This window comes from Paenibacillus sp. FSL R10-2788, from assembly GCF_038003885.1.
In the GTDB taxonomy this organism is placed as follows: Bacteria; Bacillota; Bacilli; order Paenibacillales; family Paenibacillaceae; genus Paenibacillus_AQ; species Paenibacillus_AQ odorifer.
Genome location: NZ_JBBOQA010000001.1, coordinates 1705156 through 1723184 on the forward strand (window position 1 = coordinate 1705156; position 18029 = coordinate 1723184).

13 protein-coding genes are annotated in these 18029 nt (G+C 47.6%); 10 read left to right on the forward strand and 3 right to left on the reverse strand.

What is annotated here, in order from left to right; genetic code table 11:
• Positions 1 to 143 precede the first annotated feature (143 nt).
• Together NSQ50_RS07475 and NSQ50_RS07480 are read right to left on the reverse strand one after the other, a co-directional pair.
• The gene (locus tag NSQ50_RS07475) at positions 144 to 515 is read right to left on the reverse strand and encodes a hypothetical protein (protein ID WP_081386950.1); all 372 of its coding nucleotides are present in this window, start codon (positions 513 to 515) and stop codon (positions 144 to 146) included.
• Between the two features lie 80 nt (positions 516 to 595).
• Complete coding sequence (locus NSQ50_RS07480; protein WP_076100561.1) at positions 596 to 1423, reverse strand: AraC family transcriptional regulator; 828 nt, start codon at positions 1421 to 1423, stop codon at positions 596 to 598.
• A 147-nt stretch (positions 1424 to 1570) separates the two neighbouring features.
• Here NSQ50_RS07480 and NSQ50_RS07485 point away from each other — a divergent pair, with 147 nt between their 5' ends.
• Positions 1571 to 2857 (forward strand): Gfo/Idh/MocA family oxidoreductase, encoded by a 1287-nt coding sequence (locus NSQ50_RS07485; protein WP_076100559.1) that lies wholly within the window; start codon positions 1571 to 1573, stop codon positions 2855 to 2857.
• 192 nt (positions 2858 to 3049) lie between these two features.
• Here the strand turns inward: NSQ50_RS07485 and NSQ50_RS07490 are convergent, their stop codons facing one another.
• Positions 3050 to 4312: a TraB/GumN family protein gene (locus tag NSQ50_RS07490; protein ID WP_076224480.1), complete on the reverse strand. Its 1263-nt coding sequence runs from the start codon at positions 4310 to 4312 to the stop codon at positions 3050 to 3052.
• A 259-nt stretch (positions 4313 to 4571) separates the two neighbouring features.
• On the opposite strand from NSQ50_RS07490, the gene NSQ50_RS07495 reads away from it, so the two are divergent.
• The 9 genes from NSQ50_RS07495 (at position 4572) to NSQ50_RS07535 (ending at position 17955) form a co-directional block, all read left to right on the forward strand.
• Positions 4572 to 5693 carry a glycoside hydrolase family 88 protein gene (locus NSQ50_RS07495; RefSeq protein ID WP_076224478.1) on the forward strand — a complete coding sequence of 374 codons (1122 nt, stop codon included), beginning with the start codon at positions 4572 to 4574 and terminating at the stop codon, positions 5691 to 5693.
• Entirely contained in the window at positions 5683 to 7845 is a 2163-nt protein-coding gene (locus NSQ50_RS07500; RefSeq protein ID WP_076224476.1) for an alginate lyase family protein, read from the forward strand. The genes NSQ50_RS07495 and NSQ50_RS07500 overlap by 11 nt, the downstream gene beginning before the upstream one ends.
• Positions 7846 to 7912: 67 nt before the next feature.
• Complete coding sequence (locus NSQ50_RS07505; RefSeq protein ID WP_076224474.1) at positions 7913 to 9634, forward strand: sensor histidine kinase; 1722 nt, start codon at positions 7913 to 7915, stop codon at positions 9632 to 9634.
• Positions 9634 to 11217: a response regulator transcription factor gene (locus NSQ50_RS07510; RefSeq protein WP_076224472.1), complete on the forward strand. Its 1584-nt coding sequence runs from the start codon at positions 9634 to 9636 to the stop codon at positions 11215 to 11217. The genes NSQ50_RS07505 and NSQ50_RS07510 overlap by 1 nt, the downstream gene beginning before the upstream one ends.
• Before the next feature lie 169 nt (positions 11218 to 11386).
• A complete protein-coding gene (locus tag NSQ50_RS07515) occupies positions 11387 to 12316 on the forward strand; it encodes a carbohydrate ABC transporter permease (RefSeq protein WP_051490863.1) in 930 nt (309 codons plus the stop codon).
• Between the two features lie 15 nt (positions 12317 to 12331).
• Entirely contained in the window at positions 12332 to 13168 is an 837-nt protein-coding gene (locus NSQ50_RS07520; RefSeq protein WP_036675652.1) for a carbohydrate ABC transporter permease, read from the forward strand.
• A 141-nt stretch (positions 13169 to 13309) separates the two neighbouring features.
• Positions 13310 to 14707, forward strand: a complete 1398-nt coding sequence (locus NSQ50_RS07525) for an ABC transporter substrate-binding protein (protein WP_076100552.1) — start codon at positions 13310 to 13312, stop codon at positions 14705 to 14707.
• A gap of 115 nt (positions 14708 to 14822) precedes the next feature.
• Positions 14823 to 16097: an alpha-L-fucosidase gene (locus tag NSQ50_RS07530; RefSeq protein WP_244886442.1), complete on the forward strand. Its 1275-nt coding sequence runs from the start codon at positions 14823 to 14825 to the stop codon at positions 16095 to 16097.
• A gap of 25 nt (positions 16098 to 16122) precedes the next feature.
• A complete protein-coding gene (locus tag NSQ50_RS07535) occupies positions 16123 to 17955 on the forward strand; it encodes a glycoside hydrolase family 35 protein (RefSeq protein WP_076224469.1) in 1833 nt (610 codons plus the stop codon).
• The last annotated feature ends 74 nt before the right edge of the window (positions 17956 to 18029 follow it).

Sequence of the window (18029 nt, forward strand, 5' to 3'; positions counted from 1 at the left end):
AAATGCCAGCTGAGCAGCGATACTCCATTAGTGGGGATCGCTGCTCTTTGTTATGCGTTACAGTGCTGCTTAAACCCCCGAAACCCCGAACCCCCCGAACCCCCCGGCCCCCCGAAACCGCCGATTACTCCTGCTAGACAAAGTTATGCGGACTCAGATGACGTTATTTGCAGATTTATCGCCTTTTGGGGCCATTTTCGGACTCCAGTGACGTTATTCCCTCGGAAACGGTCAATATAGGTAACTTTTTTGCCAATAGCGACTATGGGGTCCGATAAAATTCCAAAATAGCGATTATGCTGCGAATAAGGTCCACTGGGTCCGATAGCCTCATGAACTTTGTTCGCACGAAAAGGTAATCTAGTGACGAGATATTGTTGTTGCTCAGATGCTCCCGGTGCTCCCGATGCTCCCGATGCTCCCGATGCTCCTGATGCCCCCGATGGTCCTGATGCCCCCGATGCTCCTGATGCTCCTGATGCTCCTGATGCTCCTGATGCCCCCGATGCCCCCATATGCCGACAACATTTCACATGTATCCTTCCGGGCGACGGAGCGGCTACATAGAGAATCGGTTGTGATTTTTAGCTGTGGATCAGCGGTTTTGCTTGCGATATTGCAAGGGCGAACGTTTAACGATTTGTTTAAACACACGCCCGAAGTGGGCGATGCTGTCAAAGCCGGTATCCTCGGCGATGTTCGTAACTTTAGCGTTGGTGCTCTGCAAGAGACGTTGGGCTTCCTTGATCCGAATGTAGTTTAGATATTCTACGATAGTGAAGCCAGTCGTTTGCTTGAACACACGGCAGAGATAGGTGCTGCTGATGAAAAAAGTTTCAGATAGCCGCTCCAATGTAAGCTTTTCAGCATAATGTGCTTGTAAAAAATCGATAATTTCGTAGACTTTTAGCTGCTTCTCACTGCTCTCAGGGGCAATGGGCTCACGGCTTATTTCCTGTATTCTGTTCATTTCAATAAATAGTTGGATGAGTAGCGTCTGAAGATAGGGGATTTGCTGTGTCCGTGGTTCTGTTTGTTCTTTTAGCATGCTGAAAAGTAGATATTCAATGGCCCCCTGTTCATGTACTCCGGGCCGCAAAAGCAAGCTTTGTGTAGCCATAAATGGAAAATGCAGCTCGAAGTGCGCCAATGTCTTTTGCAGAAAGCTTTCCTCAAAGTTAATTAAGATCCGTTCATGGCTTGCAGAGCCTTTAGACGTGGTACGATGGAGCTCGTTCTTGTTAATAAAAATCAGATCACCTTTACGCAAGGTGTAGATCAGGTTATTAATGTAATAACTGCGTTCCCCGGCGAGTAAATAATAGATTTCATAAGTATCGTGATAATGGTCGGAATCCATGCTGAATGGAACGGCTCTTTTTATTTGCTCAATCATAAAAGGAGGCTGAGGCTCCTGTTCCATGCTAAATCTGCTCCTTTCTGATAATGAGGATAATATATGCAAAGTTTTTATTGTTTCTGCTAATAATTGCTTAGATTCAGATGTATTTTATACTATACACTATAAGAAGAAAACGCTTTTAAATCAATAAGTGATGGAGTGATCCTGATGTCCAACAAGAAATATGCTTTCGTAGGAACTGGCGGCCGAGCGGAGTTTTTTTATGGTGAGATCACCACGAATTATCGTGAAACCTCTGAAATTGTAGGCTTTTGCGATGTGAATGGAGCAAGAATGGATTATGCGAACCGTTTGCTGGAGGAAAAATATAAATATCAAGCGGTTCCTACCTATAAAGCTCATGAGTTTGACCGTATGATTGAGGAAACCAAACCTGACACGGTTATTGTCACGAGTATTGACCGCACGCATCATCGTTACATTATCCGGGCGATGGAGCTTGGCTGCGATGTTATTTCGGAGAAACCGATGACAGTGGATGAAGAGAAATGTCAGGAAATTCTTGAAGCGATTGAGCGGACTGGGAAAAAGCTGCGTGTGACCTTCAATTACCGCTATGCACCACACAACACCAAAATCCGTGAACTTATTATGGACGGCGCGATTGGAGAAGTGCTTTCCGTCAACTTCGAGTGGCTGCTGAATACGCAGCATGGGGCGGATTACTTCCGCAGATGGCATCGTGATAAACGGAACAGCGGTGGTCTGTTGGTTCATAAATCCACACATCATTTCGATTTGATGAATTTCTGGCTGGGTTCGCGCCCGGATACGGTTTATGCGATGGGTGATCTAAGATTTTATGGCAGAGAAAACGCGGAGAAGCGCGGGGTGACTGAGTTTTATCAGCGTGCTCATGGTAGCAGTGCGGCGGAAAATGATCCGTTTGCCCTGCATCTTAAAGATAATGAGCAGTTAAAGCAGATGTATCTGGATACGGAGCATGAGGATGGTTACCTGCGAGACCAAAGTGTGTTCGGTGATAATATCAGTATTGAGGATACGATGGCGGTTATGGTCAAATACAAAAATAAGACGATTATGAATTATTCACTTAATGCTTATCTGCCTTGGGAGGGCTTCATTGTAGTATTTAATGGAACGAAGGGGCGGATGGAAGTAAAGGTCGTCGAACAGTCTTATGTAAATGCCGGAGGAAACAAGGAAGATGAAGGGGCGTTAAAAGACAAGCGGATCACGGTCTTCCCTCATTTCGCAGCGCCTTATGAAGTGGAGATAGAAGAAGGAGTTGGGGGGCACGGGGGCGGAGATCCTGTGATGCTGCGTGATATTTTTGAACGTCCGCTAGAGGATCGCTTTAATCGTGCGGCTTCCCATGTGGACGGGGCGTTGTCTATTATGACCGGGATTGCGGCAAATCGTTCAATAGCTACTGGACTTCCAGTTAAGGTAGATCAGTTAATAAAATTGTAGGAGCCCGTTTATGAACAAGCGGCTTGGGGTTCGGAGGGTGCGTTTCTCCAGAATCCCGGAGGGCCCTCCGCGCTGTCCGCACGTTAAGTCAACTTCTACTTTTAGATTAAGCTAAAAAAAGTAAAATACAAGGCTGTCTCTTAGTCATCTACGATGACTAAGAGACAGCCTTGTTTATTTTAGCTAAAGCAATTATTGTTTGACGACGTTAAAGCCATCTTTTTGCAATTGGGTCACGATACCATCGTCACCGAGCATATGCAGCGCGCCAACGACGACAAGGTAAGTCGCTTTTTTATCACTATTCAAATATTCTTTTACATGCTTCACCATGTTGACGTTACGATCCGAAACCAGGCCCTTATAATACTCTGGCTCTTGCGCGACCGCTTTTGTCATCGCTACGAGCGACTGCTCATCACCTTGCATCCACATTTGGGATAGTGCATCCAGTGAAGCTGCTGCGGAAGTATTGTCCGTTTGATTGAGGCTGCCGAGTGTGTCGACAAGAAGCTTTTCTTGCAATCCATCTGAGAACTGGTCGAACATATTCAGCTGCAATTGTGTGTTTTCCAGCTCAATAATAGGTTTGTTCAGCTTGCCTGCTTTTTGTAAAAAATATAAATCAATGCCGGTATCCGCCGTATAACTTGTAACTTGCATCTGTAGACTTGAGACACCTTGGGTAACGACCCACGGTTTGAAGGAATCGAATGCATTTTCCGCCAGACCATTTGCTTTTAGCAGTTGAGTCACTTTGTTATAGGTATCTGCGGATACATGATCCTTGAGCTTGGTTCCATCTGTATAGGAGCCTTTTTCCAAAATAAACTTTTGGATCTCAGCTTGATCAATCTTAGAGATATCTACTTCGACACCTAAATATTGCGAGGCTTCAAAAGCAGCTTCAATCTCCGGACGCAGCGGGTACATTCTGTCGTTAGCCACATGGATAGAACCAAGCAGATAAACGGTGTTGCCTTTGTTCTCCACTTTCCATAAGAATCCGGTGCTTCCTGCAGCTTGAGTATTGGCCACAAAAGTGATGGTGCGCAGCGCTGGACTCCACTCCACTTTATAGCCGATCGTTTCTCCTATAAAGCGGACAGGAACATAGGTGACATTGTTGATGGTCTTAGGAGCCACCTCTAGTTTTTTCTTCTCCCCATTTACCGTTGCAGTTGTGCTGCCAATGGTCAGTGAGAGGGCCAGTCCATTTTTGGTCCCTGTTACGGTTTGGGTTTTTTTATTCCAATTAATATTTACATTAAGCTTCTCTAGCAGAGGACGCATAGGAACTAGGGTCGTTCCTTTTTCTACAACAGGGTTAGAATCGCCTAACTTTATTTCGGTTCCATCAATCCATACACCGACAGGCTTTTCAGCAGCATGCGCAGTGGTAAAGACAGACATAACCATGAAAATGGATAAAAATAATGCACCTAGCTTTTTCATTAATAGGACACTCCGTTTCTAAAAAAGAATGAAAGATGTAAGTCACTCTCTGATTTTAACGTATTTTCCCATAAACAGTTATACCTTTTGTTACTATATTGATTTGATGCCTATGATTGGAAAGTAAACTTACAGTACTTCACGTCATTCAGAAGTCAAAATAATGCACATCAAAGCAAAAATCGCCCCTATTAGATCCTGTTCACTCTCCTTATCATGAAACGTAAGAAACGAAGAGCCTGAAGGGAGCAAGGAACTTATGTGGAGCAGTGCGATTGAAGATGCGATAGAGAAGGTACGTAAGAACATAGACCGGTTCGGGGGCAGTTTCCCTCATGTCAGCAGGAATGGAACTTATCAGCTCAATAACAACGACGACTGGACTAACGGATTTTGGAGCGGCATGTTGTGGTTGTGTTATGAATATACGCGGGATGACAGCTTCCGTATTGCGGCATCCCATACCGTAGAAGATTTCCGCCGCCGTTTCGCGGCAAAGACGGTGCTTGATCATCACGATATCGGCTTCCTGTATTCGTTATCCTCTAAAGCCCAGTGGATTATAGATAAAGACGAATCTGCGCGTCAACTGACATTGCAGGCGGCAGACCTGCTGCTGAAGCGCTGGCGCACAGCTGGCGGTTATATTCAGGCTTGGGGACCAGAGGGGGACGCACAGGAAGGCGGGCGCATCATTATTGATTGTCTGTTAAATCTTCCCCTTTTGTATTGGGCCGAACAACAGACCGGTGATTCCGTATACCGGGAGGTGGCGGTCATGCAGGCGGAGAAAACGAGACGGTATCTGGTACGGGGAGATGACAGCTCTTACCATACGTTTTTCTTCGACCCGAAGACCGGAGAGCCGATTGGCGGCGCTACACACCAGGGTTATACTAACGGATCGACCTGGACGCGCGGGCAGGCTTGGGGCGTTTACGGTTTTGCGTTATCATACCGCTATACCAAAGATCCGTTGTTTTTGGAAACGTCCAAGCGGATGGCCCGCTATTTTCTGGAGCATTTGCCGCAGGATCATGTCGCTTACTGGGATTTTAATGCTCCGGTATCTCCGGATACTTACCGGGATAGCTCGGCCTCAGCAATAGTAGCAGCTGGACTACAGGAACTGCTGGAGCTAATGGATGGGGAGGATTCTGAGCGGGCTTATTTTCAGCAGGGATTAGTGCAGTCGATGACTTCGCTTGTGCAGAACTATTCCACGCTCGGCGAAGTGGCGGAGGGGCTGCTGAAGCATGGTTCTTACCATGTGCGCGGCGATCTGTCTCCAGATGACTTCATGATCTGGGGAGATTATTTCTATCTCGAAGCATTGATGCGGCTGCAAAATGGCAACAAGGGGTACTGGTATGAACGCTGATGTCAGACAAATCTCCCCCTATGCCGTCTTTGCGCTGCTCGATCTTGAGTTGCCCGCTTTAGCTCTAGTGAAGAATGCGCTTAGCCAAGCTCGGCAGGACGATGCGCTGACTGAATTGCATCGGTATTTGACCCGCCGGACCACGCCGGGCTGGCGGATAGAGGATAACCGGAAGCAGCAGCTTATTGACTATGTGCAGCGCTATTGTGCAGACGAGCTGGAAGCTGTAATGAAGACAGCGGATGAAGTTGTGGAGCAGACGTTTCTCTTTCGTTTTCCCTGGGATATGGAGCGCAGCCGCATTCCGGTTACCTTTGAGGAAGAAATTGACTGGCGTCATGTTCCAGACAAGGATGTAGAATGGGCTTATATGCTGAATCGCCACCGCTACTGGGTGGCATTAGGACAAGCGTATACGATAACAGGTAAAGAGGATTATGCGAGAGCAGTTTGCTGCCAGCTTGAAGATTGGATAGACCGTAACCCCGTTCCAGACAAGCCTACGAATGATACGCTGACATGGCGCACAATTGAAACGGGCCTTCGCTGTGCTAACTGGATCAAAGCGTTGTCCTATATACAGGATAGTCCACTGCTCACACCGGCGCTGCTGGCCAAAGTGATGATATCTCTGCATGAACACGGCCAATATTTAGCTTTATCGTTTACGGGCTGGAAGAAGATCAGCAACTGGGGGGTGCTGGAGACTTGTGGTTTGTTCCAAACTGCGCTCTACTTCCCTGAGTTCACTAGCGCCAAAAACTGGCGACAACTCAGTAAGGAGAGACTGGGAGAGACAGCTCGAATTCAGATTATGGCGGACGGCATCCACTGGGAGCAATCGGCCACCTATCACCATGAGGTTTTGGTATGTTTTCTCGACTGCATCCGTTTAGCCCGATTGAATGGAGTGGAGCTTCAGGATGAGTTTCAGCAAAAGGTTCAGCAAATGGCTGCCGCTTCATTATATTGGGCCAAGCCGAATCACCAGCAGCCGATGCTTGGCGATAGTGATGACAGCGATATCCGTTCGCTTTTGACTTATGCGGGCTGGTTATTTCAGGATGCTGTACTCCGCTTTGGCGGATACGATCAAATGGATTATGACAATGCCTGGTTGTTTGGGATAAATGGAGTTGAGGGCTACGAGCGGCTGAATGCGGAGCTACCGCCAAACTTGCCACGCTCCTATGCACATTCCGGTCATTATGTGATGCGAACGGGCTGGGACGAGCAGGATTTGTACCTATATTTTCACTGCGGACCGCTTGGGGGTGGACATGGGCACGCGGATCTGCTACATTTCGATCTGTATGCTTATGGGCGGGATTTGCTTACCGATCTTGGCAGATACAACTATAGTGATCATACACCACTTAGAAAAGCGTTAAAAGAAAGCGCTGCCCATAATACGACCACTGTCGACGGAATTGGATTTACCGAAGTCACGGATACATGGTCCTTCTCTCAGATTGCGAAGCCAACGGGCTGCCAATGGATCAGCCATCCGGACTTTGATTATGTAGAGGGCAGCCATGACGGCTACCGTCATTGGGATGATCCGGTCTACCCGTTAAGGCGGATCCTATTTATTAAGCCTTTTTACTGGTTTCTGGTGGACAGCTTCAGTTCCCGGCAGGAGCATACATTTTCCCAGCATTTTCATTTTGCACCCGGAACGGTTCAGATGGAAGATGGAACGCTAATATGCCGTACAAAAAATGAGCGGGAAGCCAATCTTTGTATCCTTCCTGTTCATGTTGATGGTCTTCAGTGCAGGGTTGATGATGGGGTAATCTCCCGCGAATATAATCTGCTGGAACCCAATCAGTATGCTGTGTACTCCCGAAAGGGGAAAGGAACGGTCTCGATCATGCAGGTGCTGTACCCGCAGTCTGCGGGTGAGTTGTTCTGTCCGCTGGTCGAACAGGTGCCGATTTACCGCCATACGGGTGATCCGGTGGCTGCTGCACAGGCGGAGGCGTGCCGCATTAGCTTCTCTGAAAGGAATGAGGAGCATATTATCGTGATCAGCCACGAGATTCCATCCAGTCATTTAGATTCCTATGTAGTGGAAGGCGTACAAATTTTTGGAGAAGTAGTGCTTATTGTTTCTGCAGACGGTCAAAAGAAGGTCACGGTAATCAGATAATGTATGAATACTGGACAACGGGCTGATAGAATAAAAGAAAAGAGCATGAGAGAGGCGCGGAGAAAACATGTTCAAATTCACTTACTATAGACGTATCCAGGTTTCATTTCTTTTGCTGATTTTTATCCCTCTGATTGCAGTATCGATCATTTCCTTCGTGCTCATCCGGGATACGATGGTAGAGAAGCTGCAGCTCAGCAACGATAACTTCCTGAACGTTATGATTGACGAATTAAACAAAACTATTGATGATGTGACGTTCGCTTCCCATTTTATTGTAAACGATACCAATTTCCGCGCTAATCTGAAGTCATTTGCGGATACTGAGCGGCTAAATAGCTATCAGGATTACGTACATTTTACGCAAATTCAAGATGTGTTTTCGCTCATCAACTCTAAGCCGTTGAATAATAATATCCGCATGTATTTGGTCAACCGGAAACACTTTGTGATCTCCTCTGGGACTGAGAATTTATCCGTGATCAATGCCAACCTGGACAAGCTGATGAGCCGTGTCAATATTCACGAACCGGAGACCTTGCAATGGCTTGGGATGGCTGACAGCGGTTCTGGTAAAAGCAGCAGCTATTATATTGCCAGAGTTATCTATGACAGCCGGGAGAAACGGCAGGTGTCCGTGCTGCTTATCTCAATTCCTGAATCCTATTTCAATAAATTGCTCGGACCCGTCGAATTTGGCAAGGTTGCGTTATTTGATTCTGGAGGAGGCTTGATTGCTGGGAACTCAGAGCTGGCTCCAGAAGGCAAGGAAGCAAGAGGAAGCGTTCGTACGGCCAGAGCTATCGACAAATCTAATTGGCAGCTGATCTATGAAGCTTCGGAGAAAGAATGGTCGGGTCAGATCTCGCGGACGTTTTATAGTGGCATTGGCTTGGTACTCCTCTTATTTATTGTCTTTTCGGCTACCTCCATGCTGATTGCCAAAAGATTGCATAGTCCGATCATGAAGCTGCAGCGCGTTGTGCGCCAGTTCGGGATGGGGAATCTTGATGTCAGGCTGGAGGTCAAGGGCAAGGATGAAATCGCTGAGCTGGGGCAGACGTTGAATACTATGCTGGACCAGCTGCAAGGTCTGATTCACGACATCGAGCAGGAGCAGGAACAGAAGAGGGTGATGGAGCTGGAGGCGCTGTTTATGCAGATTCGCCCCCACTTTTTGATCAACACGTTGAATTCGATTAAATGTAGCCTTATTTTGGCCAAAGATAAGCTGCATAGCGGGATCATCGATTCATTAATGAGTCTGCTCCGGGCCTATTTGAAGGTCAATGAACCGGCCACCTTGCGGGAAGAATGCAAACTGCTTGGCCATTATATCGATATTATGAAGATCCGTAATGAAATCCCTCTTGAACTGGAGGTCGATCTGGAAAAGGATACAGAGAAGCTCATCGTCCCTAAGCTGATTTTGCAGCCCCTTGTAGAAAATGCAATCGTCCACGGATTGGTTGACCACCCGGCACCGCGTATTGTCGTTCGCTCGCGAACGGTCCCTGATGGGATCATGATTGAAGTTGAAGATAATGGCTGCGGTGCAGGGGTTGAAGTTCTGGCGGGACTGAACCGCAGGTTACTGTATAAGGACGATGAACAGGATGAAGCTTATCAAAGGGTCGGGTTAATGAACGTAGTTCAAAGGCTGAGGCTGACCTATGGGCAGGATACCCGCTTGTCGCTGCATAATCTGCCGCAGGGTGGGGTGTCCGTTTCTCTGTATTTGCCGCAAGGCAATCATCAGGTTAATCTGTCAGAGAGAGAGGGATATTGATGTATAAAGTGATGCTCATAGACGATGATGTTCCTATGCTCAAAGTGCTTCAGCAGATGATTGACTGGGAGGCACATAGCTTGCAGATTGTCGGCAGCACCTATTCCAGTGCCAAGGCGTTATTAATGTTTGAGGAAGTGCAGCCTGACATTGTGATCACGGATATTGGTTTGCCGCAAAAGAACGGGATTGAGCTAGCCGATTGTTTCACCCGCATGAAGCCGGAGGTCAGAATTATTTTCCTGACCTGTCATGAGGATTTCCATTATGCTCAGCAGGCGGTAAAGCTGAAAGTAGATGATTATTTAATCAAGGACCAGCTTACAGAAGAGCAACTGGAGAAAAGCCTTGCCAAGTCCGTACACTTGCTTAAGTCGAAGATTGGCTTGATCAGCCATGGGGAGACAGGCTACAACAGCCAGCTCTTCCGGCAGAACCTGCTGCAAAGGGTGATTGGCGGTGCTCCGCCTGAAACCACACTGGCTTATGCGGCGCAAATCGGCATATCCTGGACGTATCCGTGGTTTATGCTGGGCACGGTTAGTATTCATTTTTCCAGTTTCGACAAGCGATACAAGCAGAGTGAGTATCCACTTATTTTATATGCTATTTACAATATAGCCTTGGAACTGTCCGAAACATGTGAAGGGATTACGCCTTTCTTGGAGCAAAAGAATATTGTGATTTTATATAATTACCGTGTGAATCTGGCGCAGAATGCCAGTCTTCATTTTCACGATTATTTACAGCGGCTGTGTTCCGAATGCTCCCATCTCCTAAAGATTCAACCGGGCATTATTGCCGTCACAGAGAAAATGGAGCTACAGGCGATCGGCCAGATCCATCGGCAGATTGTTCAGGACAAATGCGAGTTCTATGCAAGTGCGGATTACACGGTTCTGGATACTCTGCAAATCGCTTCTCCACGTTTCCAGCCTGCTCCCCAAGGATTTCTGGACAGCTATATCCCGCAGATGGAACGGGCCGTGATTAAAAAAGACCTTGAAGCCATCCGTAGCACTCTACAGGAAATCGCTAGGACTGCAAAAGCAATGTCTATTCATCCTGGCGATTTCGCCCGGGATTTATCCTTTATGCTCCGCGGCATCGAATTAATGTTTACGAGCCTGATGTTCGATGAGGATCTGTTCGTCTATCTCGTGCAGACCCGTACACTTGAAGATACGATGGAACTGGTGGAAAGAAAGCTTGTACAGATTACAGGCAGCAAGCAGCAGGTGACAGGAGCTTCTCCGCAGGAGCCCAAGCTGCAGCTTATCCAGCAGTATATCGACCAGCATCTTGGCGATAATATCACCTCAATTGATATGGCACGTTATCTGTTTCTGGATCCAAGCTATTTTTCGCGTTATTTCAAGCGCATGACTGGCCTGACCTTTACGGACTATGTACATCAGCACAAGATGAAGGTCGCTACCAAAATGCTGAAAATCTCCAGCCAGAACCTGGAGTCGCTGGCCGTCGGCCTGGGATATTCGGACAGAACCTATTTTTCAAAAGTGTTCAAAAAATATGTAGGAACTACGCCAAGCGAATATAAATCCAAACATTCGGTACGCTGAGAAGCACAATTGTCAACGATATGAACAGACCCGCCGCCCCTCTAGGGCGGTTTTTTGTTGTCGGCGGACAAAGGTCAAAATCTTGCACATTCCGGGTCATAATCACTCCTTCTTGCGGAAGGCGGATGTATTACTATAATGACAAATCAAATTGTCGAGGTGATACAACGTGGAGGCTGCAAAACAACCTGTGCCAAAAATTCTGCAAGAGAAGCGGAAATTCTGGACTCCGCAACGGAAAGAGGCTTTAACCGGGTGGCTGTTTTTGGCACCGGAAATTGTCGGGATGCTTTTTCTTAATGTATTTGCGCTTGGATTCTCACTTTATTTGAGCTTCTCGAAATGGGATCTATTGTCGGGAGTCAAAGGAATCGAGTTCATCGGATTGGATAACTATATCAAAATGTTCCATGATCCGAGTATCATTCAAGCTTTGAAGAACAATGCTTTTTATATGATTATGACCGTGCCGATACCGATTGCGATTGCGCTGGTGCTCGCGGCATTGATTCAAAACAGTGTGTTCCTCAAAAATTATTTTAAAGTGGCTTTCTTTATTCCTTATATTTCTTCAATTATTGCGATAGCTGCCGTATGGAGTGCATTGTTCCATCCGTCTCTTGGACCGATCAATCAGTTGCTGATGGAGTTTGGAATTTCCAGCCCTCCGAAATGGCTAGTTGATCCAAAGACCTCACTGTTATCCATTGCCATTATCAGTTCTTGGGCAAGTCTTGGCTACACCATTATTATCTATATGGCTGGCTTGACGAATATTTCCGATGAAATCTACGAAGCCGCCGAAATAGATGGCGCCAGCGCGCTGAAAAAATTCTTTGCCATCACAGTTCCGATGCTGCGTCCGACCACATTTTTCCTGCTTATTACCATGCTAATTGGCTCGTTTAAGGTGTTCGACATCATCGCCTTTTTGACCGAAGGCGGTCCGAATAATTCTTCTACCGTGCTTGTGTTCAGGATCTATGAGGAAGGGTTCAAATACTACAACATGGGCTACGCTTCTGCAATTTCCTGGCTGCTATTCGCTGTTATCGGCTTGATTACCGCGGCCACGTGGAAAATGAGAAATGAAGAATAAAGGGGGGAGATTAACATGCAACTGATTAGAAAAAATATGTCCAGAGTGATCACTACCTGCATCATGGGGGCTTTGTCCATTGTGTTTCTTATTCCGCTGATCTGGATGATTTCCGCAGCCTTCAAGTATGAAAAAGATGTAATGCGCTTCCCGATCCAATGGATTCCCGAGAAGATCAATGTAGCGTATAATTTCAAGATGGTTTGGATGGGACGGGTACCTTTCTCCCATTTCTATTTAAACTCCTTTAAAGTTGCGATTATTACAACCTGCATCACACTGATCATCTCATCTATGTCGGCGTACGCCTTGACCAAAATCAAGTTTAAAGGACGGAATATGGTCTTTCTGGCGCTGCTGTCGTTCATGATTATTCCTGACCAGGCCACGCTGATTCCGCGTTTTCTGCTGATTCGTTGGTTCGGCCTCTATGATACTCATGCTGCTATCGTATTAATGAGTATGTTCTCCATCTACTTCACGTTCTTACTGCGGCAATTTATGATTGGTATCAGCGACGAATATATTGAAGCGGCACGAATTGATGGTGCAGGCCATTTGCGGATATTCTGGTCTATCATTGTTCCGCTCTGCAAGCCGGTGCTCGCTACCGTGGCGATCATCAAATTTATCTGGACCTGGAATGACTACCAGAATCCGCTGATCTTCTTGCTAAACAAGAATCTGTACACTATCCCACTCGGTATGACACTGTTCCGGGACGATTATTCGAACAACTATGCGATTATGATGACGGCAGCCGTTTCGGCGATCATCCCATTGGTCATCGTGTTCATTGCCCTGCAAAAGCAAGTCATTAACGGAATCTCCTTGGGGGGCGTAAAGGGCTGACTTGCGGGTATGCAAAAGAGGGTAAAAGTCAAAAATGTGATCCTACTACAGCAAAATTGTGCACTTGGCTTGTACAGCGGGTGCCTATAATAAGAAATGAACAAGGCACTATACTTAAATTTCAGTGCGGGGGGAAGTAAAATGAAAACAAAGGGCAAAAAAAGATTATCCGTTGTACTAGGCTCCATGCTGGCGGTTTCCTTAACGTTAAGCGCCTGTGGAAATTCCGGAAATTCAGAGAAGAATGGCGGTGCTGAAGCCAGTACGAATGCCGGGAACACCAAGGTGGACAAGCAAGTCGCCATCAAATATTACAACTGGGACAATGAAGCCCAATCAGCAGGCACGGATGCCATGCTGCAGGAATTTATGGATCAGAACCCAAATATCAAGGTAGAGCATGTGACACTCGTTCCCGGTGATTCTGTGGAGATGCTGAAGAAACTCGACTTCCTGATTTCATCCGGCGAAGCGATTGACGTTGTTCAGGTACCAAGCCTTGGAGGCGTACTTGAACGGGCGACCCGGGGAGCACTTGCCCCGCTGAATGAATTCTATGAGAAGGATAACCTCGTTCCTGAGGATGAATATTATGTGAATGCTAAGGTAGACAACAACTATTATGGGATGCAATATACCAAGAGCAGCAACTATGTAATGCTGAACAAAGATGCACTGGATGAAGCTGGTCTGCCTGTACCTACTTTTGGCTGGACATGGGATGACTACCGCGACTATGCCAAAAAACTGACCAAAGGTGAAGGCGTAGACAAACGTTACGGCACATACTTCCACACCTGGGAGTTGTATATGAACGCTCCGGCCCAAACGATGATGAAAGATCCATTCGTGTATGATGACGGGACGACCATTTTCGCGGATCCAACCTATAAATACTTCTTCCAGCTGCGCAAAGATATGGAGTCTGCTGATAAATCTGCGAAAACTTATGCAGACGCTTTAGCGGCTAAGCTCAATTACCGCACGGAATTCTTTAATGAAGAAGCCGCTATGATTCTGGCTGGTAACTGGACGATTGCTGATCCGGGCAATACTGAGCAGTATCCGCATGATTTCAAGACAGCTTTTGCTCCGGTACCGGTGCCTCCGGCAGGATCGGAACCAAAAGAATACGAGGGCAAATACTTCACCAGCGGCAATATGCTGGCGATGGGCGCAACTTCGAAGAACAAAGAGGCGTCTTTCCAACTGATGAGATTTATGTCAACGGCTGTTAGTGATAACAGACTGGAATTCTCCGGTTATAAAAAAGCGGATAATGAAGCCTTGCTGACCAAACTGGTAGCTGGCAAAGAGGATATGTATGATATGGATTCACTCAAATATACACTCTTTGACAGTGCAATTCAGTTCCTTGATGGCGCGCAGGTGATGACGACGGCAACGTCCGAATTGACCAAAATAATCGATGACGGCTTCAGCAGATTTATGCTTGGAAATGAATCGATTGATAAGGTGCAGCAATGGATGGTTGATGAAGCAACAAAAATTATCAACGAAAAAGGTGTTATAAAATAAATAGGGAATAAGCAAGTATCACAAGTTGTGGACGGGGCTTTGGAAGGTCATCAACTGGCTTTCCAAAGCCTTATTTATATATTGGGCCTACACAAACATATGGGAGAGTGTAGAAATGATGGAAAGCCGATTTTCACAGAACAAGCCGGAAGAGCAACTGGCGCTGCCTTCTAGGGAACAGCTGGAGTGGCAGGACCTGGAGCTGGGGATGTTTTGCCATTTTGGCATCAATACGTTTTGCGATCAGGAGTGGGGAGAAGGCAATGATTCACCTGCGGTCTTCAATCCGCTTCATTTGGATGCCCACCAATGGGTTAGTACAGCCAAAGAAGCTGGATTCCGTTATTTTATACTGACAGCTAAACATCATGATGGCTTCTGCTTGTGGCCGACTGCGACAAGTACTTATTCTGTGGCTTCTAGCCCATGGAAAGAAGGGCGCGGCGATGTCGTCAAGGAATGCGCGGAGGCTTGCCGTGAACTTGGAGTTGGCTTCGGCATTTATTTGTCTCCGTGGGACAGACATGAGCCCTGTTATGCAGATCCGCAAGCGTACGATGATTTCTATGCCATACAATTACAAGAGTTGCTTACGGGCTATGGTCCGCTTACGGAAATTTGGTTCGACGGCGCAGGGTCGGAGGGCCGCAATTACGATTGGCAGCGGATTATGGATCTGATCAAGCGCCACCAGCCAGGCGCCATGGTGTTTAATATGGGGGCACCAACGATCCGCTGGGTTGGCAATGAGGATGGCGTTGCTCCTTATCCATGCTGGAACACTGCAAATTCTGCGCGGGGTAGCATGTTCAGTGAAGCTTCATTGAACTGGCTTCCCGGAACGCCGAGCTGGGTGCCTGCGGAATGCGATGTGCCCATCCGTAAAGACCGCTGGTTCTGGCATCCTGAGGAGGAGCATCTGCTGCTGTCTCTGGAGCAGCTAATGGATATTTATTATCGTTCGGTTGGACATGGGGCAACTTTGCTGCTCAATGTAGCCCCTGACAACCGCGGGCTGTTTCCGGAGGCTGATGTGCAGCGGCTGCTGGAATTCGGCAAGGAGATAAGACGCAGATTTGACAAGGCTCTGGCGGTAACAGCAGGTACTGGAGATATTGTTGAACTGGAATTGCCAGCAGCTACTGTGATTGATCATGCCGAGATTATGGAGGATATCGCTTACGGCGAAAGAGTAGAAGGATATATGCTGGAAGCGTACAGCAACGGGGCGTGGCTGGAGTTGAAGCGTGGCAGTTCGATTGGCCATAAGAAAATCGACGCCTTCCCTCCGGTTGTCGCAGAGAAAATCCGCTTACGGGTGTCAGAAGCTGCCGCAAGCCCCAAGATTAGACGGCTTGCCGTCTACCACTGCGGGGAATCGTTAGAATAAATATTAATAAAGGAGGTTGTCGATAATGAGCCTGCTCACCTGGAACGACGGACACTATTTGCTGGACGGACAGCCTTATCGTATCGTATCAGGAGCCATTCATTATTTTCGGGTTGTGCCTGAATATTGGAAAGACCGGCTGCTGAAATTGAAAGCCTGCGGATTCAATACCGTGGAGACCTACATCGCCTGGAATATACATGAACCTAAAGAAGGGCAGTTCGTATTTGATGGCATGGCCGATGTGGTATCTTTTATCGAACTGGCTGGGGAGCTTGGGCTTCATGTTATTGTCAGACCGAGTCCATTCATCTGTGCAGAGTGGGAGTTCGGAGGCCTGCCGGGCTGGTTGCTAGCTTACGGGGAACTCCAGCTTCGCTGCTGTGACCCTCTTTATTTAAGCAAGGTAGACCGTTATTACGATGAGCTAATTCCTCTGCTGGTTCCGCTGCTCTCCACACATGGCGGACCAATTCTGGCCGTTCAGGTAGAAAATGAATATGGCAGCTATGGTAATGACAGTGGCTACCTGGGCTATATGCGTGATGGACTGGTCAGCAGAGGGATCGATGTGCTGCTCTTTACTTCCGACGGGCCAACCGATGAGATGTTGCTCGGCGGAACACTGGAGGATGTGCATGCGACAGTCAATTTCGGCTCCAGTACAGAGGAATCCTTCCGCAAATATCGGGAATACCGCTCTGAAGAGCCGCTTATGGTGATGGAATACTGGAACGGCTGGTTTGATCACTGGATGGAGGATCATCATGTACGCGATGCCGGGGATGTAGCAGGTGTTCTGGATGAGATTCTGACACAGGGCTCCTCATTTAATATGTACATGTTCCATGGTGGAACCAATTTTGGTTTCTATAATGGTGCGAATCATATCGTCACCTACGAGCCAACGACTACAAGCTATGACTATGATGCCCCGCTCACGGAATGGGGAGATACGACGGCGAAATTTGAAGCTGTCCGGTCGGTACTCAGCAACCATGGATTTGCCCCGACTTGTCCACTCCCTGAGCCGATTCCGAAGATTTCTTACGGGAAAGTCGCTTTGACGGAAAGAGCGGAACTATTCACAGCTTCCAATCTGGAGAAGTTATCAGAGACGGTGAACAGCGTGTGTGTACAGCCGATGGAGAAGCTCGGACAATCCTATGGTTTTATATTGTACAGCACTTATGTGAAAGGGCCGCGCTCTAGACAGAAACTCTACATCGAGGGCGTGCGCGATCGGGCGCAGGTCTTCCTGGATGGACAGGTGCTTGGGGTGATTGAGCGCTGGAATCCGCTGCCACTGGAACTTTCCATCCCCGCTGGGGGAGCGCAGCTGGATATCCTCGTCGAGAACATGGGACGAATCAATTACGGGCCGCTCATTCGCGATCCGAAAGGGATTCTGGACGGGGTTCGGATTGATAACCAGCTGCAATATAACTGGACGATTCGTACTTTGCCGTTGGAACAGGAACAGCTGGATTCACTAGCGTACAAGAAGCACCCGGTGGAGAAGCAGCAAACTGCGACCCTTTCGGGTCTGCCCGGATTCTACCGGGGGAGCTTCGAGGCGGAGGAGATTGGCGATACCTTTCTACGATTCGATGGATGGAATAAAGGGGTCGCCTGGATCAATGGTTTTAATCTGGGCCGCTACTGGAACGCAGGGCCGCAACGCGCCCTATATATCCCGGGCCCATTGCTGCGCAAGGGGCGCAATGAACTTGTTCTTTTGGAGCTGCATGGCCGTGCGGAGACTTGCGAGATTGAGCTTGTGAACCTTCCTGATCTGGGAAGAACTTCGGCCGTCGATGACGCCGTGTTGAATTTTGTGCAGGATGATAACTTGTAGATTCGCAGCTAGGGCTTTTGGGCGGTTCGTTAGAACCCTTCCAGAGCCTTTTTGACGTCTATAAAAATCTCCGG